The organism is Calothrix sp. NIES-2100, from assembly GCF_963875285.1.
Taxonomy (GTDB): domain Bacteria; phylum Cyanobacteriota; class Cyanobacteriia; order Cyanobacteriales; family Nostocaceae; genus Aulosira.
Window position 1 is genome coordinate 1,093,084 of the sequence record NZ_CAWNLA010000001.1, and the last position, 26,661, is coordinate 1,119,744.

21 protein-coding genes and 1 pseudogene are annotated in these 26,661 nt (G+C 45.7%); 6 read left to right on the forward strand and 16 right to left on the reverse strand.

Annotated elements, in window-relative coordinates; all coding sequences use genetic code 11:
- Positions 1-304 precede the first annotated feature (304 nt).
- The 3 genes and pseudogenes from gnd to AACU32_RS04480 all read right to left on the reverse strand — a co-directional run bounded on the left by gnd (position 305) and on the right by AACU32_RS04480 (position 2,409).
- On the reverse strand, positions 305-1,333 hold the full coding sequence (gnd, locus tag AACU32_RS04470) for a phosphogluconate dehydrogenase (NAD(+)-dependent, decarboxylating) (RefSeq protein WP_096598219.1): 1,029 nt from the start codon (positions 1,331-1,333) through the stop codon (positions 305-307).
- A gap of 344 nt (positions 1,334-1,677) precedes the next feature.
- Positions 1,678-1,929 (reverse strand): annotated as a pseudogene (locus AACU32_RS04475) (helix-turn-helix domain-containing protein); the annotation flags it as partial.
- Positions 1,930-2,241: 312 nt separating this feature from the next.
- Positions 2,242-2,409: a hypothetical protein gene (locus tag AACU32_RS04480; RefSeq protein ID WP_339377503.1), complete on the reverse strand. Its 168-nt coding sequence runs from the start codon at positions 2,407-2,409 to the stop codon at positions 2,242-2,244.
- A gap of 1,015 nt (positions 2,410-3,424) precedes the next feature.
- Here AACU32_RS04480 and AACU32_RS04485 point away from each other — a divergent pair.
- The 5 genes from AACU32_RS04485 (at position 3,425) to AACU32_RS04505 (ending at position 12,932) form a co-directional block, all read left to right on the forward strand.
- Positions 3,425-6,193 carry a two-partner secretion domain-containing protein gene (locus tag AACU32_RS04485; RefSeq protein ID WP_096598223.1) on the forward strand — a complete coding sequence of 923 codons (2,769 nt, stop codon included), beginning with the start codon at positions 3,425-3,427 and terminating at the stop codon, positions 6,191-6,193.
- 327 nt (positions 6,194-6,520) lie between these two features.
- Positions 6,521-9,232, forward strand: a complete 2,712-nt coding sequence (locus AACU32_RS04490) for a CHAT domain-containing protein (RefSeq protein ID WP_096598226.1) — start codon at positions 6,521-6,523, stop codon at positions 9,230-9,232.
- A 7-nt stretch (positions 9,233-9,239) separates the two neighbouring features.
- Positions 9,240-10,019, forward strand: coding sequence for a DUF928 domain-containing protein (locus tag AACU32_RS04495; protein WP_096598228.1), 780 nt, complete (start codon positions 9,240-9,242; stop codon positions 10,017-10,019).
- Between the two features lie 9 nt (positions 10,020-10,028).
- Complete coding sequence (locus AACU32_RS04500; RefSeq protein WP_096598230.1) at positions 10,029-12,290, forward strand: CHASE2 domain-containing protein; 2,262 nt, start codon at positions 10,029-10,031, stop codon at positions 12,288-12,290.
- 6 nt (positions 12,291-12,296) lie between these two features.
- Complete coding sequence (locus tag AACU32_RS04505) at positions 12,297-12,932, forward strand: response regulator (RefSeq protein ID WP_096598232.1); 636 nt, start codon at positions 12,297-12,299, stop codon at positions 12,930-12,932.
- A gap of 106 nt (positions 12,933-13,038) precedes the next feature.
- Here AACU32_RS04505 and AACU32_RS04510 read toward each other — a convergent pair whose 3' ends face one another.
- The 5 genes from AACU32_RS04510 to AACU32_RS04530 form a co-directional block, all read right to left on the reverse strand.
- Complete coding sequence (locus tag AACU32_RS04510) at positions 13,039-14,481, reverse strand: alpha-L-fucosidase (RefSeq protein ID WP_096598234.1); 1,443 nt, start codon at positions 14,479-14,481, stop codon at positions 13,039-13,041.
- Between the two features lie 383 nt (positions 14,482-14,864).
- Positions 14,865-15,815, reverse strand: a complete 951-nt coding sequence (locus AACU32_RS04515; RefSeq protein ID WP_096598236.1) for a malate dehydrogenase — start codon at positions 15,813-15,815, stop codon at positions 14,865-14,867.
- A gap of 68 nt (positions 15,816-15,883) precedes the next feature.
- Positions 15,884-17,278, reverse strand: a complete 1,395-nt coding sequence (locus AACU32_RS04520; RefSeq protein WP_096598238.1) for a mercuric reductase — start codon at positions 17,276-17,278, stop codon at positions 15,884-15,886.
- Positions 17,279-17,619: 341 nt separating this feature from the next.
- Complete coding sequence (locus AACU32_RS04525; RefSeq protein ID WP_339377504.1) at positions 17,620-17,985, reverse strand: hypothetical protein; 366 nt, start codon at positions 17,983-17,985, stop codon at positions 17,620-17,622.
- Between the two features lie 151 nt (positions 17,986-18,136).
- A complete protein-coding gene (locus AACU32_RS04530; RefSeq protein ID WP_096598242.1) occupies positions 18,137-18,853 on the reverse strand; it encodes a dienelactone hydrolase family protein in 717 nt (238 codons plus the stop codon).
- A gap of 32 nt (positions 18,854-18,885) precedes the next feature.
- Between AACU32_RS04530 and AACU32_RS04535 the strand changes: the two genes are divergently transcribed.
- Positions 18,886-19,020, forward strand: a complete 135-nt coding sequence (locus AACU32_RS04535; protein WP_339377505.1) for a hypothetical protein — start codon at positions 18,886-18,888, stop codon at positions 19,018-19,020.
- 32 nt (positions 19,021-19,052) lie between these two features.
- Here the strand turns inward: AACU32_RS04535 and AACU32_RS04540 are convergent, their stop codons facing one another.
- The 8 genes from AACU32_RS04540 to AACU32_RS04575 form a co-directional block, all read right to left on the reverse strand.
- Positions 19,053-19,556, reverse strand: coding sequence for a nuclear transport factor 2 family protein (locus AACU32_RS04540; protein ID WP_096598244.1), 504 nt, complete (start codon positions 19,554-19,556; stop codon positions 19,053-19,055).
- Positions 19,557-19,752: 196 nt separating this feature from the next.
- The gene (locus AACU32_RS04545; RefSeq protein WP_096598246.1) at positions 19,753-20,148 is read right to left on the reverse strand and encodes a DUF6130 family protein; all 396 of its coding nucleotides are present in this window, start codon (positions 20,146-20,148) and stop codon (positions 19,753-19,755) included.
- A gap of 321 nt (positions 20,149-20,469) precedes the next feature.
- Complete coding sequence (locus AACU32_RS04550) at positions 20,470-21,417, reverse strand: DUF1838 domain-containing protein (protein ID WP_096598248.1); 948 nt, start codon at positions 21,415-21,417, stop codon at positions 20,470-20,472.
- Positions 21,418-21,732: 315 nt separating this feature from the next.
- On the reverse strand, positions 21,733-22,728 hold the full coding sequence (locus AACU32_RS04555) for an alpha/beta hydrolase (protein WP_096598250.1): 996 nt from the start codon (positions 22,726-22,728) through the stop codon (positions 21,733-21,735).
- 129 nt (positions 22,729-22,857) lie between these two features.
- Positions 22,858-23,745, reverse strand: coding sequence for an alpha/beta fold hydrolase (locus AACU32_RS04560; RefSeq protein WP_096598252.1), 888 nt, complete (start codon positions 23,743-23,745; stop codon positions 22,858-22,860).
- Between the two features lie 73 nt (positions 23,746-23,818).
- On the reverse strand, positions 23,819-24,838 hold the full coding sequence (locus tag AACU32_RS04565) for a WD40 repeat domain-containing protein (RefSeq protein WP_096598254.1): 1,020 nt from the start codon (positions 24,836-24,838) through the stop codon (positions 23,819-23,821).
- A gap of 177 nt (positions 24,839-25,015) precedes the next feature.
- Complete coding sequence (locus AACU32_RS04570; protein ID WP_096598256.1) at positions 25,016-25,582, reverse strand: ferric reductase-like transmembrane domain-containing protein; 567 nt, start codon at positions 25,580-25,582, stop codon at positions 25,016-25,018.
- A gap of 197 nt (positions 25,583-25,779) precedes the next feature.
- A complete protein-coding gene (locus AACU32_RS04575) occupies positions 25,780-26,649 on the reverse strand; it encodes an alpha/beta fold hydrolase (RefSeq protein ID WP_096598258.1) in 870 nt (289 codons plus the stop codon).
- Positions 26,650-26,661 lie beyond the last annotated feature (12 nt).

Sequence of the window (26,661 nt, forward strand, 5' to 3'; positions counted from 1 at the left end):
GGGTTAAGCTTACCGAATAAGACAAAAGAAAGAAAAACAAAAATCAGAAGATTTGAGGTATCTCTCAAGCCAACAAACCAAAATTTTAGGCTGTTTTGATTGATTTCGATTGCAAAGCTATCAAAACAGCTTTGATAGACAAATTAGGTCACAGGCTCGAATCTGCTGATACATCTCAAACCGATGGGCTGAACCTGGATAGATAGTGAAGCCGATCCCCACGCATCCTAACCTCAGCGCATCCTCCACGCTGCCAGTGAGTGCTTGCGTTGGGTCTGACTCGACTGAGGTGCAGTGGCGATCGTCATGATTTCGTCTGTGCCTGTTGTTCTACGTGTCCGCCAAACTGGAAACGCATAGCAGACAGTAGCTTATCCGCAAAATCATTCTCGCCGCGTGAGCTAAACCGTTGATACAGGGCTGCGCTGAGTACAGGGACAGGAGTGCCTTCGTCAATGGCGGCGGCGATCGTCCAGCGTCCTTCGCCCGAATCGGACACGCGCCCCCCAAAGCCTGATAGGTCTGGTTGTTCCAGGAGGGCGATCGCAGTTAGATCCAGTAGCCAGGAGGCAATTACACTGCCCCGTCGCCAAACTTCAGCAATATCAGGCAGATTCAAGTCATACTGATAGTTTTCAGGATTGCGGAGAGGAGTCGTTTCAGCATTAGCCACACCGTTTTGCTTACCCACATTGGCGTGATGCAAGATATTCAATCCTTCTGCGTAGGCTGCCATCAAGCCATATTCGATGCCATTATGCACCATCTTGACAAAATGCCCCGCCCCATGCGATCCGCAGTGCAGATAGCCTTCTTCAGCCGTACCGCTCATCTTTTCCCGTCCAACAGTACGCAAAATATCACCCCGTCCGGGAGCTAATGATTTAAAAATCGGATCGAGATACTGAACCGCCATCTGAGATCCACCAATCATCATGCAATAACCACGCTCCAAACCCCACACTCCGCCACTGGTTCCTACATCTAGGTAGTGAATGCCCTTTTGCATCAGATCGTTTGCCCGTCGAATATCGTCAATATAGTAAGAGTTGCCGCCATCAATTAAGATGTCGCCGGAATCCAATTTTGTAGCCAGTTCCTTCACCATCTGCTCGGTTGCTTCTCCGGCTGGCACCATCAACCAAATCGCACGAGGTTTATCGAGTTTCTGGACAAAATCATCCAGGCTGTAAGTGCCGATCGCCCCTTCTGATACAAGCTGTTTCACTTTGTCAGGTGTGCGATTGAACACCACACATTCATGGTTGTTTTGCAGCAGTCGCCGAACAATGTTCGCACCCATACGTCCCAGACCAATCACTCCCATCTGCATAATTTTTCTCCAATGTAATTCTCGTTTGCATACAGTCGGTTCTGATTAGAGATAAGATTCTGGTTCATTAACAGAACAGCAATATTTCATCCTTTCTACTCAAATACATCACCTGTGCAAAAGGGCTGATAAAATTTGCTCGATCGCTTGCCTCAAAATGTTCAATGAAACCCTTGATGTCATTCCCTTCTTCCCTAGGGCGTGTTTTCAAACTCGTTATATCCTAGAAAAAGATGCGATCGCTTTGTGATAGTGTCGCTCAATTGAAGCAAGCGTCGAAGCTTTTACAACGTTTTAGAACGATGAAACAATGGAACTTCTCGAAGCGGCATGATAGGTTTTATTCAGTGAACAAGACCAAAACGAAGTGCCCGAATCGCTGCCTGGGTGCGATCGCTGGCGCAGAGTTTTTTCAGAATATTGCGAACATGGGTCTTCACTGTACCCGTGGTGATATACAACTCTCCAGCAATTACGGAGTTACTGTGCCCATCAACAATCAATTGCAACACCTCCAACTGACGCTCAGTCAAAAGTTCAATATCGATAATCTGCTTGTATTTTGGTTCGATCGCTCGAATCGTAACCGTTTGTGAGCAATCGTAAGTCATCGTCTTAACAGGATTAATGCCCTCTACTTGAGGAGGGTATTTATGTTGGAGCAGCCCGGCAACTTCTTGTGCAACTACAGTGAAAGCACGATTAATAGTAGATTTACTAAAAACATCAACTTGAGTTGGAACATTTAGATGCTCAAAATCATTCTCGAGTAGGAATACGATCGATGTCATAATACTGTCCCTATTGAAATACGAACTGGTTACTAACTCAAATTTGATAAACTATCCTGCCGCTAAAACACTGCGAATAAGAATAATCAGCACAATTAACGTGATGACGGTACAATTTTATGCTCCCAATTGCTGGCTAATATGATTTTTGTTCAGCCCCAACTGCTGGAACAGGCGATCGTACTTTCTAATGCACTGCTTTAACTGACTCAATTCTTCAACGAGTCGCTCAAACTCAACTCTCTGCACTGTCAAGGTTGCGTGATTTGATGCGTCAAGTTTCATGTCATTTATTTCATCATTTTGAAACAAGGTATAATCCAATACAGTTCAGATCAGACCAAAACATTTGTAGAGACGGCGATTTATGAGCCAGCGCGTTGCGGGGGTTCCAAGAGTTGTAGCGACTGGTGTCGCGTCTGGTAAACCCACAATTTTGTACAAGTAGCCCTTAACCCAAGCGTATTGAGGTATAATCATCCGCTTCTAATGACAGGTTGAAAGCACGGAAAAATGTTTTAAGCGTATTCTTATCAACTTTGACTTCGCAGCTTAACAATCAACTGACAGTACGTTCATCCAGGAGCGATTATTCACTTAATAATTCATAAGTGTAACGCTCACCAAATTTTAGATTTTAGATTTTAAATTTTGGATTGAAGATTCAAAATTTAAAATCTAAACTGGTCTGTTCGCGTAGCGTTCCCGCAGGATAGCCCCCGAATTTAAACGCGAGAATAAATCCACGCATCCAAAATCTAAAAATTTTTTCTTGTTGCCCCTGCATTCTATGCATGGGGTTAATCTAAAATCCACGCATCCAAAATCCAAAATTGATTCACTCACAAAATTCGTTATATAATACTCCAGTCAGGCAATGGGAGCAAGTTGAGCGCTTAGAATTTGAGCCATTAGTTTTACCTCGATTGTCTAATTGGTTTTCACCTGATTCAATTACACGAAGCAACAAGAGTTGCCATGCATGACTCTGTTTCCAGAAACGGGATTAAATCTCATCGAAAAGATAGCTGTGTTTGCATGAAGTTTAGTATAGGCAATCAACTTTTACCTGTCATCCACTCAGGGTTTACACTTTTGCTCAATAGAGCGATTGATCAATCAATCCATCTCACAATGGCAGGTTGACTCCAACTAAAGTACAACCACCAAACTGACGAAGTAGCGCTAACTAACTTATCTTGCCTGATTTGATGCGGTCGATTCCTTTATCCTGACTTAACTGATCGCGCAAAAGCCACCCACTCAAGAGCGATCGCAACGATCTAACGAAGGTAGCAAAATGAGTCGATCACACTTAGCAATCTGGGTTTTAACAATCACTGGCTTGAATGTTTTGTGTGCCTTACCGAGCGCGGCTCAAGTAGTGCCCGATGCTACACTGCCTGCGGGAGAGCGATCACAAGTCACAGGTAATCCCAACGTGCAAATTGATGGCGGAGCCAGACGAGGCGGCAACCTGTTCCACAGCTTCAGTCAATTTTCGATTCCTACAGGTGGATCTGCCTATTTTAACAATGCCGCTGACGTGCAGAACATTTTCAGCCGCGTCACAGGTGGGTCAGTCTCCAATATTGATGGGTTAATCCGAGCGAATGCGACGGCAAATCTGTTCTTGCTCAATCCCAATGGGATTTTATTTGGTCCGAATGCGTCGCTCAATATTGGCGGTTCCTTTGTGGGCACGACTGCGAATGCGATCGGCTTTCCCAATGGTGAAGTGTTCAGCAGCGATGCGACGAAATCGCTACCCAGTCAATTGCTCACTATGAATCCTAATGCTTTTTTCTTTAATCAACTGGCAGCACAAGCCATTATTAATCAGTCAACCGCAAATAATGAAACAGGGCTTCGGGTACCAGCAGCACAAAGTCTGTTGCTGATCGGGGGTGATATCCGGTTAGAAGGTGGGCGAATCGTGAGTCCGGCTAGTCGAGTCGAGTTGGGTGCCGTTGCTGGCCAGGGAAGCGTCGGGCTAAGTCAAACGGCGGGCGAATGGCGGTTGAGTTTTCCCAATGATCTGGTGCGGGCAGATGTGTCTCTGGGCAACAAATCTCGGATAGACGTTCGTGCTGGAGGTGGCGGGAGTATTGCCGTCACGGCTCGGAACTTGACGATGAACCAATTAAGTTTCCTTCAGGTGGGAATCAACTCAGGCTTGGGCTTTGATGGTGCTTCTGCTGGCAATCTTACTATCGATGCGACACAGACAGTTACCCTCAAAGATGTCAGCCTGCTTGTAAATTACGTAGACTCCGGAGCAACTGGCAATGCAGGCAACATCAATATTCTGACTGGTTCACTCTACTTAATCAATGGTTCTCAACTGTTTGCGAGTACCTTTGGCAATGGGAATGCGGGCAAGGTGAATATTAATGCTCGTGAGCAAGTTTCCTTTGCCGGGGAGGGTGACACTGGATTCAGTCTCGTCTCCAGTGGAGCATTTAGTTCAGTAGAGCAGGGAGCGCTAGGCAATGGGAGTGACATCAACATTGAGACTGGGTCGCTTTTGGTGACGGGGGGCGCTGGACTGTTTGCTAGCACCTTTGGAAAAGGGAATGCGGGTAGTATCAATATAGTTGCCCGTGAGGGAGTCTCTTTTGATGGAGCAGCTAGTTCGGGGGCTGCCACTGGAGCATTCAGTTCAATAGCGCAACCAGGGATCGGCAACGCGGGCAACATCAACATCAGGACTAGGTCGCTGTCGCTGACAGGGGGTGCTGGACTGTTGGCGCTGACTGAAGGCACAGGAAATGCAGGCGATATCATAATCATTGCAGATGCTGCTAACTTTTCTGGAGTTAGCGACTTTGGATTGGCGAGTGGGATATTGACGAGCAATACAGCTACAGCGAATGGTCAGGGCGGAAACATTAAAATCACTGCTGGAACCTTGAGCATTCAAGATGGGGCAGTTTCGACTGCGCGAACGTATAACCAGTCGGATGGTGGTAATATCACTATTAACGTCAATACCCTTAACCTGACCAGTGGTGGAAAACTCCTTACCACTACCCATAGCAGTGGACGAGCAGGCAACACGATCATCAATGCCACCGACAAAATCACTATTTCTGGCTTTGACCCCGCCTTCGCCGATCGAGTCGCTCGATTTGGTGAACGAACCTACACGATTAGTCCCAGCAGTGGGCTGTTTGCCAACACAGAAGCCAACTCCACAGGGCAGGGAGGTGGCATCACGATCACGACTGGGCAATTGATTCTCCAAAATACTGGTCAAGTCACTGTCAAGAGTGCTGGGTTAGGAGGTGCAGGCAAAGTGGATGTATCAGCACAAGCTATTACTCTGAACAACCAGGCGGATATCAGTGCTGATACCACAGGCGGTGGCGGTAATATCAATTTGCGATCGCCCTTCATCCTCCTGCGCAACGGCAGTAACATCACCACCAACGCCACTGGAGCGAATATTCCGGGCGGCGACATCACCACTGATACCCGCTTCCTGATTGCAGTGCCGAACGAAGATAGCAACATCAGCGCCAACTCTGAAGACTTTCGCGGTGGTAATGTCCGCATCAATGCCTTTTCCCTCTTCGGTATTCGTCCCAGTCCGATTTCCACCCCGTTGAGTGAAATTACTGCCACAGGTGCAACTTCTACATTGAGTGGCATGATCAACATCATCCTCACCGGTATTGACCCTACCTCTGGATTAGTGGAACTACCCGCCGACCTCGTAGATTCATCGGGGCTAATTGCTCAAGGCTGCCCTGCCAACGAGGGCAACTCCTTCGCGATCACCGGTCGCGGTGGCTTGCCGCCTACACCAGAACAGCAGTTAGATGATGATGCGGAGTGGAGCGATCGCCGCAGACTAGCCGTAGCTCAGCAGATAGACAGAACAGGACACGGGGAAGCTCAAAATCCAGATTTCAAAACTCAAAATTCAAAACTTCCCCACACCCCCATTATCGAAGCCAACAGAATACACGTCATTCCCACTGGAGAGGTCTTCCTGGTTGCCGACACCCTTGACCGAACGGTGCAGAATCGCTTGAATCAATCAGTTGCTTGCCAGGGAAGATAGCATACGGGCTTTTAAGAAGTACTGAAGAACCCAAACAAAATATCAATCAGTTACTCATAAGTAATCATAATCTCTACTATGTCAGCTTGTTAGAATTTCCTGTGTTTAAAAGTATTATAAGCTACAAGTATTTTAGTGATCGCTCTTTGGGGAAAAACTTTTTGGTTTACTGTTAAAGTAAGCTAACTTGCTTATCTTACCTGGTCTTATATTGTAGAATTTGCGATTATTGTAGAATTTGCGATAACAAGACGAAACAAGCTAGAAACATTCACTTCAATCAACCACATCGCCTGATATCAGGATCGGCAGGAGCCTTACAAACAGATGAATGAGGAGTATCGGGATAGACGAATTGATCAAAGGCGCTTTGGATTACGGTATCTCTTCTTGGCAAGAGGATGGTTTCGCTGCCTTCAATTTGCTCTGATCGGACTGCTCATTTTTATTAGCTTGCATGTTGGCATAGCGATCGCCGCAGATAAAACGGGTGATTGGCTGAAGGTGGAGCAGACAGGACGATCGCCCGCTACATCCCAACCTCTCCAACTCTCTGAAACTTCGTCATCTCAGCTTGTGCAGCAGGCACAAGACCATTATCAGGCAGGGCAACTAAGAGAGGCGATCACCCTTTGGCAACAGGCCGCAGACCGTTACAAAACAGCAGGCGATCGCACGAATCAAGCACTCGTGCTGAGTTTCCTCGCCACTGCCTTTGAAGATTTGGGACAGTGGGCGCAGGCGAATCAGGCGATCGATCAAGCCATCTCGCTGGCAAGTACCCAAAAGTCCAATCCCGATCGCTCACAAGTTCTCGCGCAGGTACTGACCACTCAGGGAAAGCTGCAACTGGCGCAGGGTAAAGCCAGCGACGCATTAGCAACCTGGCAACAAGCGGAGGCTGTCTATCGCCAAGCCCATGATTCGATTGGCATCCTCGGTAGCCAGATTAATCAGGCAAGAGCCTTACAGTCCCAGGGACTTTACCGACGAGCCACAGCAAAGCTGGCGCAAGTAGAACAGTCGTTGCAAAGCCAGCCCGACGGGCGTTTGAAGGTGACCGGTCTGCGAAACCTGGGCAAAATGCTGAGGCTGGTGGGCAATCTGGATCAATCTCGTGTGGTTTTGCAGCAAAGTTTGGCGATCGCTCAGAACCTGCACGACAAAACGATTGCATCCGATATTAGCGGCATTCTGTTCAGTTTGGGCAACACGACTCGCGCCCAGGGAGAAACGGAGACTGCATTGGATTTTTATCAAAAAGCGATCGCCACAGCTCCTTCACTGACCGCGAAAACTCAGATCCAACTTGCCCAGTTAAGCTTGTTGGTTGACAGCGATCGACAAACAGAGACTCAGCCCCTATTTGCACAAATTCAATCCCAGCTTGCCCAGTTACCGCCCGGTCGTCTAGCAGAGTATGCCCGAATTGATCTGGCTCGAAGCTTAGTCAAGATGGGGAGATGGGGAGGTGGGGGAGGTTTACGCTCTGAATTGCTTAAAACCTCAGCTCAGGAACTGGCGATCGCGATTCAACACATTCGGGCTTCAGGTGATTCTCGTGCTGAATCCTATGCCCTTGGCACTTTGGGTAATTTATATGAAACAACCCATCAATGGAACGATGCTCAAACCCTGACTCAACAGGCGCTCAGTCTGGCTCAATCGCTGGATGCCCCCGAAATTGCCTATCAATGGCAGTGGCAGCTGGGAAGAATTTTCTGTCAGGGTACACAGCCCTGCTCGGAGACTCTTAATTTGCCAAATGCCACAATCGCCTATAGTTCAGCGGTCAAAATGCTGCAATCGCTTCGCAGTGACCTGGTTGCGGTTAACCAGGATGTGCAATTTTCATTCCGAGAAAGTGTCGAACCCGTGTATCGCCAATTTGTAGAATTGTTATTGCAATCAAAAGGCGATGCACCCAGCCAGGAAAACCTGACACAGGCACGCGAGACAATCGAAGCACTCCAGTTAGCAGAACTTGATAACTTCTTTCGAGAAGCTTGTACCAATGCTCATTCAGTAAAAATTGATCAAATTGATCCCCACGCAGCAGTCATTTATCCTATCATTTTGCCCAGTCAATTGGTAGTGATTTTGGCATTGCCCAATCAGCCATTGCGCTATTCCAAAACATCTCAGCCGCAAGCGAATGTAGAAGGCATTTTGACCCAGATGCGCCAATCGCTCAGACCGACAGCCTTTGTCGAAGATTGGTTGCCTGCGGCTCAACAGGTCTATGATTTGCTTTTGCGTCCGATCGCGGCTGAACTTGCGAGCAGTGAGATCAAAACGCTTGTATTTGTGCCCGATGGATTGCTACGTAGTTTGCCAATGGCAGCTTTGCACGATGGTCAACAGTATTTAATTGAGAAATATAGTATTGTATTAACACCTGGTCTACAATTGCTCCAACCCCAACCGCTAGAGCGTCAACAGCTTCAGGGACTATTAGCAGGATTAACACAAGCACGGGAGGGCTTTGCGGCATTGCCCAATGTTGGGGTTGAGATTAATCAAATTCAGTCAGAAATTCCGGCACAAGTGCTGTTAGATCAATCGTTCACGGATCGATCGTTTGAACAGAAAATTGAGTTGACACCTTCACCGATCGTTCATTTGGCAACCCACGGTCAATTTAGCTCAAACGCTGATCAAACCTTCATCTTGACCTGGGATGGAAAGATTAATGTCAAAGAATTGGATCAACTGCTGCGCTTTAGAGAAGGAAGACTTAACCCGATCGAACTGCTGGTACTGAGTGCTTGTCAGACGGCAACCGGAGATAAACGAGCGGCTCTGGGGATGGCAGGGGTGGCAGTGCGATCGGGGGCACGCAGTACCCTCGCTTCCTTGTGGTCAGTGAGCGATCGCTCCACCGCCTCTTTGATGATTGCGTTTTACCGTGAGTTAGGAAAGCCTGGAGTAACCAAAGCCGAAGCCTTACGTCGCGCCCAGGTCGCATTATTACATCAAGACGATTACACCTCGCCCTATTACTGGGCACCGTTTGTTCTTTTAGGAAATTGGTTGTAAAAAGGTTATGTCTGACCCCAAAACCCTATTGTATCGTCTACCCATTGGCATGGCTCTCACGTTAGAATTGGCGATCGCTCCTGGCATCGCTGCGCCAAAATCATCCCCATCTCTCTTTGCGAGTCGGTCTACCATCCAACTCGCCCAAAGTAGCCCACCACCGCCACCGAGGAATCCGGATCGATCATCGCCAGGGGGACGGCGTAATCCATCTAACTGTCCTCAGGATGCGGCAGCAGCACCAACAGAACTCATCCTGACTGCCCTTAGCCCGACCACCAAACCAGGCAACACATTAGCAGAGCATCCCACGTTTCTCGTTTATGTGCCCAAAACCAGCGCCAAGAATGCAGAATTTAGTCTTGGTATTCGAGACGGTCGCGGCGTTTATCGCACAACGGTTGCTTTGAGCAACACTCCCACCCTAATCAGCCTCACCCTGCCAGCCCAGACACCGCCTTTAACCGTGGGACAGCTTTATACCTGGTCGTTTGCCATCATTTGCAATCCCAGCGATCGCCTGGACGATCGCTTTGTTACAGGCATGGTTCAACGCATTGAACTCGATTCCGCTCGTTTACGCCAAATTCAGCAAGCACCGCCCAAAGAACAGGTGGCGCTTTATCAGAAAGTAGATGCCTGGTATGATGCACTTACTGTTTTATATCAATTGAGACAAAAACAATTCAACGATCCAAGCATTAACACTGCTTGGCGTGAACTGTTGCAATCAGCAGGAGTCAATACCATGATTGATAGCAACTCAGAGCCAGGAAGCCCGCGTTGAGCGATATCTATGTGGACAACCCTGAAACAGCAAATTTGGCGATGGCGTGGGGTCTTAATCACAGTTCCCAGCGTTGGCGGAGGTTTGTTGCTTTTGCGCTTAACCGGAGCGCTCCAGTTGATGGAAGTAGTGGCGCTAGACCAGATGTTTCGCCTGCGTCCCCCTGAAAGAGTTGATTCACGGATTGTTCTCGTGACAATTGATGAGTCCGATATCAAACAGCTGGGACAATGGCCCATGTCGGATACAGTGCTGGCTCAGCTCATTTCATCGATCAAACAACAGCAACCCAGAGTCATCGGATTAGACATTTTTCGAGATTTACCTGTAAAACCCGGTCATCAAGCCTTAGCCAAGGTCTTCACCACGACTCCTAACTTAATTGGCATTGAGAATGTCATTAAAGCAGCAAATGGTGAAGTTATTCCCGCCCCATCGCTGTTAAAACAGCGGGATCAAGTTAGTGCCAGCGATCTGCTGTTAGACACAGATGGTCGGGTACGTCGCAGCTTGTTGTATTTGAGAACTCAGGACGATCGCTCGATCTTTACGCTGGGCGCACGTCTGGCATTTTTTTACCTAGACAAACAAGGAATCTCCCGCCAACCCCTTGACCCTGATCAAACACAGTTTCGCCTGGGTCAGGCTGTGTTTACGCCGTTGCAACCAAATGATGGCGGTTATGTGGGAATGGATGCGGGTGGGTATCAGATTCTATCCAACTTTCCCAAATTCCAGCCAGGGTTTCGCGCCATCTCGATCACAGAAGTCTTGCAGGGACGGCTCCCACGCGATTTGGTGCGTGACCGCATCGTTTTGATCGGAGTCACCGCAGAAAGTGTGAAAGACAAATTTTTTACTTCCTATACCACCGACTCTACTGCCGTACCCGCTGGGGTTGAGGTTCATGCACTGTTAACCAGCCAACTGTTGAGCGCGGCGTTAGATGGGCGATCGCTCCTGCACACCTGGTCAGAGCCAATGGAGTCCCTGTGGATTGTTGTTTGGTCAACCATTGGAGCCGTCATCGGTTGGACAGCTTCATCACCCCAACAAACCATATTAAAAGTGGTGCTGTTGGGCATCGCTCTTGGCGGTGGTGCTTACATTCTTTTTCTCATGGGTTGGTGGATCATCATCGTGCCGCCGTTGTTAGCGCTGGTGGGATCTGCCATCACTAGCAATAGCTACCTGCTGTGGGAAAACCTGAAGGAGTACGCTCGGACTTTGGAACAAAAAGTCGAAGAGCGAACCTTAAACCTGGAGCAAGAAATTGTGGAACGAAAACAGGCTCAAGAGACTTTAAGCCAGCAGAAACAGCTTTTACAAACAATCGTGGATCATATCCCGGTGATGATTACGCTTTACGACGCAACGGGGCGAGTTGAGTTTGTCAATCGTCAGTTTGAGCAAATTTTGGGCTGGTCATCTGCCGATTTGCAGCAGATTGATCTAATCGCTGAATGTAGTTATGATCCAGAACAGCGACAGCAGATATTAGACCACATGTTAGCCGCCACTGGCATTTGGCTCGATCTAAAAATTAGAACAAAAGATGATCGCTTTGTCAATACCGCCTGGGCAAATGTTCAACTTGATAATCGTTTATTTGTGGGAATTGGGCAAGATATCAGCGATCGCAAACGCGCCGAAGAAGCTTCCATTTTGGACGAGCGCAACCGGATGGCACGGGAAATACACGACATTCTCGCGCAGGCTTTTACGGGCATTCTGCTGCATATTGGAGCCGCAATGGAACTGATCATCAAAAAACCAGATAAGGCAGAAGCACATTTAGAAACTGTGGATGAATTAGCCCGGACTGGGTTGGCAGAAGCGCGGCGATCGGTGACGGCATTGCGACCCAAAGTATTGGAAGAGGGCAACTTATTTGATGCTTTAAAACGCTTAACCAATCAAATGAAATTATCTACGCAAACCCATCTCACCTGTGAAATCATTGGTACTGCCTATTCTTTACTACCCAATGTGGAGAATCATTTGTTACGGATTGGACAAGAAGCGTTAACCAATGCCATTAAATATGCTCACGCCACTCAAATTGACGTTGAATTAGTTTGTGAGGAGTCACAGTGTCTATTACGCATTAAAGACAATGGACAGGGATTCGACATTGACCAGGTTGCTTCCAGTAAAGGATTTGGGCTATTAGGTATGAGTGAACGGGTAGAGCAAATTGGGGGTGAGTTAGTCATCCAAACCCATCCAGGTCAAGGTACAGAAATTGTTGTCGTTGTCAATCGGGAGTAGAACCTCATGTCCCCCACACCCCACACCCCAATTCGGGTTCTGATCGTGGATGACCATGCCGTTGTCCAGCAAGGATTAATTGCCATCATTGACGAAGAATCGGATATGGCGGTAGTTGGTCAGGCACAAAATGGCATTGAGGCGATCGCCTTATTTCGCCAGGAGCAACCAGATATCACCTTGATGGACTTACGGATGCCCGAAATGGGAGGTGTTGAAGCAATTACAACGCTTTGTGCTGAATTTAACACAGCACGCATTATTGTATTAACCACTTATGATGGCGACGAAGATATTTATCGGGGCTTACGGGCTGGGGCAAAGGGCTTCCTGCTCAAAGATTGTAAACCCAGCGAGCTGCGAACCGCGATTCGCACTGTTCATAGCGGTCAGCAATATATTCCACCCCATGTTGGCGCTAAATTAGTGCAGCGCATGAACAATCCAGAATTGACCGATCGCGAATTAGAAGTCTTGCAATTAGTTGCTCAAGGCATGAGTAATTTAGAAATTAGTGCTGCCTTGACGATTACTGAAAATACTGTCAAATCGAATATCAACCGCATTTTAAGTAAGTTGGGGGCAAAAGACCGCACCCAGGCAACTATTATTGCCCTGAAACGAGGGCTTACCAGCTCATAAGCCTATCAATTGAAAAGTTTAGGTTCAGGAAACATCTTCTATTAAAAAAGAAGCTGTAAGCCTTGTTTCTTCTTTAATCAAAGATATTTCTAACTTCTGAATCAGATTATAGAGGCATACAGCTAATCTCTAATGTGTAAGCTGATGATTTTTTGACTAAAGACTTGTGGGGTAATGTTATGGATAAATTCTGACCATACTGCTGCCACTCCAGTGTACCTCCAACACCTAGCATCGTAATATTTGCTTTTTTCGGCAAAATTATTCCTGGAATAGTAACCTTCCCAAATGTTGGCTCATCAAGCAATATTGCATATAACTTTCCTTTATTAGTGGTGTAGCGCACTCGAATATTTTCTGGAGTTAAATCTTCTGCTCGTATCCAATAGCGTGAGCCAAAGATTGCCTTACCATTCACATCTAGCCATTTACCCAAGCCTTCTAATCTTTCAAGCTGTACTTTGGATATTGAACCATCAGCTTTTGGCCCAATGTTCAGCAATAAATTTCCATTTTTACTAACAATATCTACAAATAAGTCAACTAGTTCATCTACCGAAATCATGTTCAAATCAGTATCATTTTGGTTATAGCCGAATGAGTAACCTAAACCCCTTGTACTTTCCCATTTATGAGGATCTATTTGTGTGGATTGGCTATACTCAGGTGTGGAAAAATCAAAGTGCAACCCTAACTGACCACCTAAATCAAAACGGTCATTCACCACACCATCTGGTACGCGATTGTAAAAGTAGGCCATAATTTCATTCGCTTGCCCAATAGGGTAGCCAAGATCATTCCATAATATAGATGGCTGATAGCGATCAATCAATTCGCGCCAATGAGCATTCGCATAATCTGCATAGGCTTTTTCCTGAATAATTGCTCCTACCAGCGTGTTGAAGTCTGTGATTGTTGTATCTTTGAAAGACCAATCAAGACCACCAGAATAATACACACCCATCCGCATACCTTCTTTGCGAACAGCTTGTGTTAGTTCACCTACAACATCGCGTGTTGCCACTCGCCCTAGCTGGTTTATAGTTTTACTAGGCCACAACAAAAAGCCATCATGATGCTTCGTTGTTAATACAACGTACCGCGCACCCACTTTAGAGAATAATTTTGCCCATTTTGAAGGGTTCCAATTTGTTATGGCTGCATTAAATCTGGGAATAAAGTCATCATAGGTGAAGCCTTCACCATAGGTTGTACGATGGTAGTTATAGGTAGGGCTTCCCTCAAGTTTCATAGAGTTGTAATACCATTCCGAGTAAGGGTTGTTCTTAAACCAGTATTCCCAACCACGCTCTGCAACGACTTTGTTTAGTTCCCCAGTTAGTGGTGCATAGCCAGGTACAGAATATACCCCCCAATGGATGAAAATTCCAAGTTTTGCATCCTTGAACCAGTCTGGAACTTCATGCTTCGATAGCGATTCAGTTGTTGGCTCATAAGTTCTTTGTGCAAGGGCAACAGAAGTGAACAAGTTCAAAAATACAGTTAACGATAATGTAGCAAACAGCGCACGAACTAAAAACTTAATCATTACAAGGTTCCTTATTAACAACGTTCTCAAACTTTAGAACGAAAGTGTACTTAGCTTTAAGTCGCTATTTTTATCAACAAGCACTGGATGTTAAGTCGAAGTATATCAAATAGTGAAACTAAAGTTATTTATTTCCTGAGTAGTCTCTACCCGCATTTCTCACAAGCTGTAGGGGCGGGTTCACAGATATGCTCCCATCATCCGTGAATATCTGGCTTAACCCGCCCCTACGATTTATTAACAACGAGAAAACTTAAGGAAAGAAAAATTTGTGAGAAATCCAGGTCTACTGATATTTAACTCATGTATTGCCTTGTTCTACTTGATGGCAAAGGTATTGTTCAGGATACTGTATTTTCAACCATAGCCGCACCCAATTGATTTTAATTATGCAAAAAATTATAGGCTTCATTGAGTTTGTTGGCTGATTCTTCTAATAAGCGTTGTTCATGAGCATTTCTTGATAACAGAAGTTGGCGCTCAATACCTGTTGAGCCAATGATACATGGAAGTCCAAGAACAACTTCACTGCCAACTCCATAGTTAGGGGTTGCTCTAGCCGATACTGGAAATATCTGCTTTTCATCTCGCAGGATGGTATCAACCAACTGACAAACTACTATTGATATACCATAGCTTGTATTTCCTTTGCGTTCAAAAATGTTATGGCCTCGTTTACGAGTTAACTGTGCGTACTCTTGCCGAATTTGTTCTAGCGTTGCTCCTTGTGGTATGGGAAATTCAGTTAACAGAATTCCCCCAATAAATGCACTAGACCAAACGACAAATTGACTGTCTCCATGCTCTCCAATCACATAAGCATGAACGTCAAGTTTTGCAACATTCAGTCGCTTTCCAAGTTGATATCTCAGTCTAGCAGTATCAAGAACGGTTCCCGAACCAAAAATTAGGTTTTCTGCTCTGGTGGAAGTAGCTTGAGCAATCCGCGTGAGTACATCCACTGGATTGCTAACAATGATTACGATTGAATTCGGTGCAACTCGATCCAATTCTTTCATCGTCAAACGGATGATCTCTGCATTGTCGCTCAATGTATCTAATCGGGTCTGTCCTTGTTTTGGCTGCACCCCAGCAGTCACAATAATGATATCTGAATCAGCTAAATCTTCATACTGATTTGATGGTATAATCTCCATTTCTTTAAGTAGGGGAATGCTGTCTTCAATATCCCATGCTTGCCCTTCAGCTTTTGATAAGGTTCGATCAAAAAGGACGACCCTTACACATTTACCGAGTAAGACTAAAGCATTTGCAACGTCTGCACCTACATTACCTGCACCAATAATACCGATTTTAGATGTTTTACTAATCATGCTATATCTACTTTTTTCTCTTCAAGACGTTTGTTTGGTAAGTCCTTGAGTCTGCAATTGCTGTCTTTTTACAACTTGGAAAACAATATATTTAACCCTTCGGTCATCGTGGGATGAGTCAAAATACCATCGCGCAGAATGGTGTAGGGCATCTGAGCTTGCATCACCATCTGCACCGTTGAAATCACTTCACCTGCTTCATGACACAACAAGGAACACCCTAGAATACGACCTGTATCTGCATCCACGATCGCCTTTAGCAGTCCATCAGTTTGACCGAGTGTTCTTGCTCTAGGAACGGCTGACGCATCCACCTTCGCCACGCGGATGGCATATCCTTGTTGCTGTGCTTCAGTTTCAGTCAAACCCACATGAGCCAGTTCTGGATCGATGAACAGACAAGATGGAACCAATCGATCCCGTGTACTCCGGTTGCCTCCATCAATTAAATTAGCTTTGACAATGCAATAATCATCGAGCGATATATGAGTGTATTGCGGGCCGCCGTTGATGTCGCCTAACGCCCAAATTCCCGGAATGTTCGTCTCTAAGCGATCGTTAACTTGAATAAATCCGCGTGTATCAGTTGCCACACCAGCAGCAGCTAAATTTAAGCTATCGGTATTGGGCGCACGACCAACGGCGACGAGCAAATGCGACCCTTGGAGAGTGATTTCATGATCGCCAACTTGGATTTGCAAGATGGTTTCATTATCAGTGCGAGTAACCCTCAACACCTTCGCCTTCAGCAAGAATTCAATACCATCTTTTTCTAGCAGTGTTTGAACTGCGATCGCTATATCTGGATTTTGCTGTGACAAGATTTGCTCACTTTGCCCAATGACAGTAACAAAAGAGCCAAACCGCCGAAACATCTGGGCAAACTCTAAACCAATATAGCTACTACCGAGAACGATCAGGTGTTCAGGCAAATATTCTAGCTCCATAATCGACTCACTTGTTAAAAATCCAGCTTCTGTGAGTCCGGGTACAGATGGAATTAATGGTCGTGTGCCTGTATTAACAAACAATCGTTCGGCGGTAAGTACGCGAGTGTTCCCAAGAGCCGTCGTCACTTCAATTGTTTTGGGAGCAATAAATCTTGCTGTGCCGATGATCAAGTTCTTATCCAGAGCCGTTTCTAAATTGTGCAAGTTCATTTCACGGGCAGATTGCACAACTGTTCGTTTTCGTTTGATCACTTCTGCCAGATCGACGATGGGTGTATTAGCTTTAACACCATAAGCCGCACTATTTCGCACTGTATTTGCCACATTGGCACTCGCCACCATAGTTTTAGTAGGAATACAGGCAATATTAATGCACCCGCCACCAATCATATTTAAACTGCGTTCAACCAGAGCGGTTTTTCGTCCGTCAGCGACTAACGCTGGTGCAAGTGTTTTACCCGCTTTGCCGCCGCCGATAATAATATCGTCATAGTGTTGAGCGTTCACTTCCATATCCTTTGAGTTTGATCAGGTGAATACGATTTCTAGAAGGTGTTATGAATTTCCGAAAAAACTGGCTGACTAAGAGGGTTTTAGCGATAACGTATTTGCCCTAGTGGTTCATCGCATTAATTTTGATGGGGTTGAGAAACGAACCGCGTTCGCGTCAGCGTCTCGCAGAGAAGGCGCGTTCGACGAAGTCGTTCCCGTTCGCGTAGCGTCTCCGAAGGAGAAGGGTAGTACACAAAGAAAGAGAAAGAAAAAAAGAAATTGAAGATTGAGTTTACCTCACAAAATGAATTTGACAGACTACTAGTTGGGCTTCTAAAAAGTGCTAACACCCGCTAAAAAATTCAAATTTTTCTACAAGCTTGCTTCATCAAAATACGGTTGTTTTTATACACCTCTAAAGTTCCAGATTGCGGGTTATCTAACGTGCCATCCCACACCCAATATTCATAAATTCCACTTTGAAACTTATATACTCGAACACCTTCTGTCGCTTGGCTAGTTCCTTTGCCCAAACTTAAATTCCCGTTGGGACTGGTCGCGCGATAGAGCAGTTCACGAGAAGTATAATTCTGCCAAATACTGATGTTGTAACTACCCTGGCATTTTGTACTCAGGAGGATGCCAGCAGTAGAATCAGCAGAAGCTCTTAAGGAAAAATTAGCTAAAATACTGATTGGCAGAGCTAGGAGTAACGCAGATTTTTTCATGAGTGTTTTAAAATTAATGAGTTTGACATTAGTGCATTGCTGCTACAACTTCATTTGTAGAAAGGACTGCATTGGCTATATACCCAAATCAGAATACTTGGTTGCCAGGGCGATCGCAGTGGGCGAATTATCTGGCAGTAGTCGCCCTATTTCAGACTTTGACACCACTGCCTAAATGCTGTTTTAAAAACGCCAAGGTGCGATCGCGCGCTAATTCTGCGGCTTCTTTGTGATAAGCGGAACTACCCACGCGACTAAACCCATGACTCACTCCTTCATAGCGATAGATTGTTACCAAGGGGTTGTCTTTCAGTCTCTGCTGAATGGATGCTTGAGCAGTTGATGACACAAACTCGTCATTTTCATCCATGTGCAATATCAGCGGTTTCTGAATTTTTGTCGCCTCTGCTAAATTCTTTTCAATGTCAACACCGTAGTAACTAACGTTGGCATCTGCATCAGTACGTGTTGCCATGAAATATGCCAGTTTGCCGCCCAAACAAAAGCCCACACTACCGACCTTACCTGTGCTGCTGGGATACTGCCGCAGAAAAGACAGACTTGCCTTTAGGTCTTCTACGCCGCTATCCACATCAAACGCTTGGAGTAACTCAAAGGCTTTAGCCCACTGATCCTGATCGTCAGCATCAAGTTGCACACCGGGTTCCAGTCGCCAATACAAATCTGGCACAAGCACCAAATAGCCGGACTTAGCATAATCATCGGCAATTTGATGCATATTAATATTTACCCCAAGAATTTCTTGAATCAGCACAATCCCTGCATAAGGTTGAGTATTGGGTGCTGCTAGATAGGCGCTAAAACTGCCCCCGGACAAGGCTGAAATGGTTACATTTTGAGTTGTCATGGTGTCCTTTTTAATAATTTGCTATTTAAACTTTGACCTATCCTGACGATGACTTTGCTCCTGGAAGTAGTCGCGCCAGCTTTCGGGTAAAGCTTCAAGTTGAGCGGGCTGAACTGGTTGATGATGCCGTTGTTTGCGTTCATAGCAGTGGACTTCTTGCAGGATAAAAACTGGGTAATATGGTCGTTGCTTCGGCTTTTCAAAGATTGAGGTCGGACAATCCTGGATGATCGTCAGGACGACGACCTAGTAGCCAGTGGTATTTGCGTTCGCGTAGCGTCTCCTTCGGAGAATCGCTCTGGTGAATTGGCAGGTCGTTGATGCTGGCAATACGCCATCGCATGAATCCATGTTCATCGAACTCCCAATTCTCATTGCCGTAAGAACGGAACCAGTTGCCGGAATCATTATGCCATTCGTAAGCAAACCGGACAGCAATTCGGTTGTCTTGAAAAGCCCAAAGCTCTTTGATCAGACGGTATTCTAATTCTTTAAGCCACTTACGTGTTAAGAACTCGACGATTGCCTCACGACCACATAGAAATTCTGAACGGTTACGCCAAATGCTATCCGACGTGTAAGCAAGTGATACTAGTTCAGGGTTACGTGTGTTCCAAGCATCCTCTGCAATTCGGACTTTTTGGATAGCGGATTCATGATCAAAAGGCGGCAGGGGTAGTCGAGGATTTTCGGCGTTGTTCATAGTATGTAAGCGATATAATAGCGATTCTCGTTCAGAGAGGCTTTGCCAACGTCTCAGTATGATTTAATTGGCATTAAATCCGTGCCGACCGAATTACCTCAAAAGCAGTTTAATACAGTTCAATGAATACGATCCGCGATGTGCAGCGTTTCCCCAGATGCCCCCGTTACAACTGCAATTTTTCCCTCTAGTTTTTTCATGATAATTTCTTAAGATCGGGCAGTGTGAACTTCACCGTTTCGCTGGTAATTACTTTGTGCGTGGGGTCAGCTAGTTCAATCAGCACCTTGTGTGCGCCAGGTTCCAGTCCGACCAGGATGATCGTTTCCCCACTGGCATCGACAAAGTGCCACGGCGCGTCGTCAACGGTGATGTGGATATGACCGATGCGCGGCGATACTTCAAGGGCACCTTTGCCAAACACTGGCAACACGCGTAGGTTCTCCGTCCGGTACTGGATAAAGACGCGACCCTGTGCTAACGGTTCAGGAAGCGGTGGATCGACAATCAGCTTGGGTGGTGCTTCGTTTTCGATCGCAATCAACGGTGATGATCCGATAATGTCCCTAGCGCTCGGTGTGTGGCTGTTCATAGCAGGTAATTACCTGAGAGTAGTTTGTTATTACGATCCATTTGAAGGTGAAACGGCGCAGAGTCATCGCTTCAGGAAGCCATTAACGTTTCTTTAATGCGAGTTCCCAGACCGCAGTTGCGAATGCTTTCGGACAAGGCGATCGCATCGACACTGATCGCGGCTTGCTGCCCAGAGCGTTGCTCTCACTTTTTTATACTCTTGGCATAACAGATAAAGCACGGTAGAACAAAGTAATTTCAGACACCTCAAATTAGAGATTCTACTTCTAAACTTTGTAGAGATCGTAAGTGAGTTAAGATCTCTAGAAGCAGCACAGGCTTATTGCTGACAAGGTTGGTTGCTCTGTGTCTCAGAAATGGGGAATTGATCGCCAGCAAGATAATTGTCAAAGTATTCGTGAAAGTAGGTCCAGGAAGTTTTACTCTTTGCAGCTAAATAGCAAGTAGGAGCCGTGCGATAAACTGGGACTCGTGATTTAATTTCTTGCTGAAGCAATGGGGAAAGCTCCTCAAATCTTTGCAGTTTCCGAATACTAGCACTGTAAACTAATTGTCCTGGTTTCCCTTTCATCTTCATCCAAGGTAGCCAGGGACCAATGCGATTCCAAGTGCCTGAAACATTCAGTACTGTAAGAACGTTAAGCTGTTCGACTCTTGCTTCAGGAACTACAAACTTAAAAAATTCCCCAGCTTGATAGAGTGGTTCGGGACTATAGTCTTGAAACTTCGGATCACTGGCTAGAACTTTAGGATAGGTAAGCGGAACATCCAATGTGAGAATGAGATTTCTGCCAGCCGCCAAAGCGGGGAATCTCCCTTGTCCTAAGTTGTTCTGAACGGGATTATTCGCAACATGCACTACGGGCACTACTTCCCCTGTCCAGGGATTCTGCCAGCGATTTAGCACCTGATTCGTCTCTGGATCTAAATAGTACTGAAGTTCACGAGATGTTAATAACCATTGTCCTTGCTGATTCTGAAAGCAGCGTGCAACATTCATGCCGATGATACTAAATAACTTTCGCTGCTGTTCTTGAGGAACAAACGCATAAACAGAACCGCTCCATTCGAGATAGGTGTTCCGTGAATCGGTGGCACAGCGAGTCCGGACTAACTCCTGAATGTCAACCGTTTGTGTGTCTGAGTGGGTTTGAGCGGCACCTGGAGTTGGTTTTAAAGCTAAAACTGTAACGACGACTGTAGCCCAAAAGTACAGAAACTTAGTTTTACGTCTCATACCTTGAATCTTCGTTAAATTCTTGTTCATTTGCAAGAAGGTAAACGTCTCGTTTACAGACTTAAACTTCGAGGTTTTGGCATAACGGGAAAGGATGCCTGCGGCGTTCAGAAGGCAAGAGACAGGAGGCAGAGGGCAGAAGGAACCCACCCTTAAAAGAGTGGGATTGAAACAATGACTTTTTATACCTTGATGCAAGCAGTTTCAGTATAATTATTGATTAAATCGGCTTTAAACCCAGAACTAAAGTTGTCATTAATACTACTCATCCCTTCTGCCTCCTGCCTTCTCCTATGGTCGCCGCTACGCGAACGGCCCTCTGCCTTTCTTTGTAAACTACGCATCCTATTGCAGATATTTCTTCAATTGGGCAGCAGCTTGAACAAACAGAGAACGGGTTTCTGGCAACTCGGCTAAACCATTCAGTAGTCCGAAGTCATGAATCATGCCGTTGTACTGCACAGTTGTTACCTCGACCCCAGCTTCATCGAGCTTGCGTCCATAGGCTGTGCCTTCGTCATGCAAAATATCGCTCTCTGCAACCACAATTAACGTTGGAGGCAAGCCTTTGAGTTGCTCAACCGTCGCCTGTAGGGGAGAAGCATAAATGTCTTTGCGCTTTTCTGGGTCAGGGATGTACATGTCATACATCCACTTCATCGTGGGTACAGTCAGAAAACGCTGATCGCCAAATTGGTGATAAGAATTCGTTTCAAAATCCGCATCTACAATCGGCCACATCATAATTTGCAGCTTTATGTGTGGCCCTCCTTTTTCTTGCGCCTTCAAAGCAGTGACAGTTGTCATGTTACCGCCGACACTGTTGCCAACAACTGCCAAATTCTTGCCATCCACACCAATTTCCTCACCATGCTCAGCAACCCATTTGGTCGCAGCATAAATCTCATTGATTGCCTGTGGGTACTGAGCATCTGGCGTGCGAGTATAGTTGACAAAGACACCTGCAAACCCTGAAAGCACAACCAGATCGCGAACCATGCGCTTGTGTGTTGGGTAATCACCCAGCACCCAACCACCACCATGAATAAAGATGAAAACAGGTAATGTGCCTTTGACCCCTAATGGTCGTACAATATTGAGTGTGATTGGATAACCGTCAGCAGTAATCGTCTTTTGGGATTCTTCAATGCCTGAAAGGTCTACTGAAACAGAAGCCTGTGCATCCACAAGGACTTGACGTGCTTCAAGTGCAGTGAGTTTCTCCAGCGCCACACCCCCTGAATTCAGCACTTTCAAAAATTCCTTCGTTCCTTTGGAAAGACGTGGATCATCCGCAAATTCCACAATTTTTGCTGCTTGCGAGTTTGCTTGAGCAACCATGACATTCTCCTTTAATGAATTGTAAACAATCTGTTGAGATGTTAAGTTAATTGATTTAACACTGCTGCTTGATCAGTAGTAATTGTCAAATCACAATCACTTTTTACCGACATCGTTTAAGAGCCAAAACTATTTGTTACTAGTGGTTAGTTTGGTATTCTCTACAACGTGAGTGCTGAGAAAGCTGTGAATATGGTCTGCCATCGCATCCCCATCCTCTTCCAGAGCAAAGTGCCCCGTATCAAATAAATGAAACTCCAGGTTTTTTAAGTCGCGTTTGTAGGCATAAGCTCCCTCGACTAAAAAGCCCTGGTCATTTTTGCCCCATACAATTAACGTGGGTGGTTGATATTGGCGCAAGTAAGCTTGCCATCGTGGATATAACCGCACATTGGACTGGTAGTCGTATTTTAATGCCAATTGAATATCTATATTGCCAGGGCGATCGAGGATTGCCTGATCCAGAGTCCAAGTATCGGGACTGAGGTTTTCTATATTCCTAGCTCTATTAGTATAATACCATTTTGTGCCCTTGCTTGTCAAAGCCTGTCGCACGCGATCGCCATTTTCGGGTGTCTTATTCTGCCAAAAAGCGCGCATGGGCTTCCAGAAATCACCAAGACCCTCCTCGTAGGCATTGCCATTTTGCACAATTAGCGTCTCAATCTGCTCTGGATACTGTGTTGCCAATCGATAACCAATGGGAGCGCCATAATCCATTAAATAAAGGCTATAGCGTTTCAATCCGATCGCATCGACAAAGCTTGCCATCACTTCGGCAAGGCGATCGAAGGTGTAATCAAACTCATCCACCGTTGGCATAGAACTATAGCCAAAACCAGGATAATCAGGTGCAATCAGATGGAATTGATCCGCCAACGCCGGAATTAGATTGCGGAACATGTGGGACGAGGTTGGAAAGCCGTGCAATAGCAGAATCGTCGGATTATTACGAGAACCAGCTTCACGATAAAAGATATCTAAACCATCGATCGATACTGTGCGATAAGTGGTCATGGGTTTACTCTTTTGAATTCAAATCGTTCAACAGAATCAGAAATAGTTGATCTTGTTTGGTGAAAGCTTCTTGTCACTCTTTAGGAAGAGACCAGAGTTTGATGGTTTTGTCGGCACTGCTACTGATCATATTTCCATGCGGTCTGAAAACTACTGACCGCACGCCTCGCTCATGCCCGATCAAATTCTCCAAGAGTTTGCCTTCAGGCAACCCCCATAACTTGATAGTGCTATCATTGCTACCACTAGCTAATCTCTTACCATCAGGGCTGAAAGCCACTGACCACACAACTCCTGAATGTCCAATTAGGGAGTGCAACAATTTTCCAGTGGGCATTTGCCAGAGTTTGACTGTCCTATCAGCACTGCCACTCGCTAAAGTCTGTCCATCAGGGCTAAAAGTCACTGAGCGCACGGCTTGTGAATGAGCATTCAGGGTTTTTAGAACAGCACCATCCATGCGCCAAATTTTGACTGTACCAGCCTCATTGCCACTAGCTAAGGTCTGCCCATCTGGACTAAAAGCAACAGTTCTTACCCACTTTCCATCCGATAACTGATGAACTTGTATGCCAGTCTGCACGTTCCAGATGCGGATGGTTGTGTCAGCACTACCACTGGCTAACCACTTTCCGTTGGGGCTGATGGCAACGGCTTCTACATCATCTGTATGGCCATCTAGGGTACGAAGCAGTTGTCCCGTCTCTAAATTCCAGAGTTTAATCCGGTTATCCCAACTGCCACTAGCGAGCAGCTTGCTATCTGGACTGATGGCAAGGCTTACCACTGCATCGCCGTGTCCTTCTAAAGTGTAGAGTAAGGTGTTACTAGGCAGATCCCAGATTTTAATTTTTTTATCGTAACTGCCACTGGCGAGGAAGCGTCCATCAGGGCTAATTGCCAATGCGTAAACCCAAGTTGAATTTCCTTGGAGAGAACTTAAGGGTTGAATGGTTGCAACAGAGGTAGTAGCAATACTAGCGTTTCGGAAGGAAGACAATAGGCTAGCACAACTGCTACTACCAACCAAGATTGTTAGGGTGCTGATTGCCAATGCTGCTGAAGATTTCCTGGTAATTTGTTTCGATCTCATAACAGGACATTCCTTGTGCGAGTGGGAGAATAATCTGACTTGCACCCACTGCGTAACGGTGTCGGAGACTACTAGTACTAAGCTAAAAATCTTTTAATTTGCATCCTCAAAAAATGAATCTATTGTGGGGTGGGCCGAAAAGCCCGCCCTAGTTGTGCAAATTAAATGCGCGACAGCTTATAGAGTAATTTTTTCTGGAATTTGAGATGAGAACGCTTTTCCTTGCGCTTTTTGTTGTTTATTTCGATATTCAATCCAGCGTCGCATCAGAAATAAAAGGGTTGTCGTGACAATCCCTACTAGCCCAATCGGGGTTAAATAGCTCCAATGCTCTAACATTTTGTCCCAAACGTGCCAAGTGAGCAGGAACATGGCTAAGTAAGTCAGGGTATGTAATCGCTTCCAATTTTTTTTCAGTCTTTTGACACTCCAGTCATTAGAAGTAATTGCCAATAGGGTAAAAATTATGAAGGTAGATATACCCTGGATATAAATCCAATAGGTATTGGGATCTAAAAAATCAAGGTCTCTCTTTTTCACTAAGAGGAAACCGTGAAGCAAAGCCAAGCAGAAAGCCAGAATCCCGATAATTCGTCGATATTTTAACAGCCATTTGGGAAGGTTCGCTTGTTTAGTTTGAGGAAAAATTATTCTAAGATTTGTGGGCATTAAGGTGAGAATGTAAGCTCCTAAAGCTAGAAATCCCAGGCTGTTTTCTAACGGTGCTGTATCGATTGCTGCCATGACCAATCCTCCTTAATTTTTCAATAAAAGCCCTTACAAAGGTAGGTATTTTTTATTTGGTCATTTTTTGAAGATTCCAGCCGATCTTTACTACATCAGTCCTCTGTGTTCATACTCTTTTTTTGGCGAAGGTATTGTTATTCAAAGGTTTATACTTGAGCATGAGCAATGCTGGGATAATCCATTATTTCCACCAATCAGGCGAGAACGGATTGCAGTCGTGATGTGAGAAATTGCTCGATATAATTTGCGATCGCGTCACCATCTTCTTCCAGAGCAAAGTGTCCGGTATCAAGTAAATGAAACTCCAGGTTTTTTAAGTCGCGTTTGTAGGCATAAGCTCCCTCGACTAAAAAGCCCTGGTCATTTTTGCCCCATACAATTAGCGTCGGTGGTTGATATTGGCGCAAGTAAGCTTGCCATTGTGGATATAACCGCACATTGGACTGGTAGTCGTATTTTAATGCCAATTGAATATCTATATTGCCAGGGCGATCAAGGAGTGCCTGATCCAGAGTCCAGGTATCGGGACTGAGGTTTTCTAGATTCCTGGCTCCAGTCATGTAATACCATTTCGTGCCCTTGCTTGTCAAAGCCTGTCGCACGCGATCGCCATTTTCGGGTGTCTTATTCTGCCAAAAAGCACGCATAGGCTCCCAGAAATCACCGAGTCCCTCCTCGTAGGCATTGCCATTTTGCACAATCAGCGTCTCAATCTGCTCAGGATGCTGCGTTGCCAGGCGATAGCCAATGGGAGCGCCATAATCCATCAGGTAAAGACTATAGCGGTTTAATCCGATCGCAGCGATAAAGCCTGCCATTACTTCGGTAAGATGATCAAAGGTGTAATCAAACTCGTCCACCGTGGGCATGGAACTATAGCCAAAACCTGGATAATCAGGGGCAACAAGATGGAAGCGATCGGCTAAGGCAGATATCAAGTTGCGAAACATGTGAGAGGAGGTTGGAAAGCCGTGCAACAGCAGAACTGTCGGATTACTGCGGGAACCAGCTTCTCGGTAAAAGATATCTAAACCATTGATCGAAACTGTGTTAAATGTGGTCATGCCATTACTCCT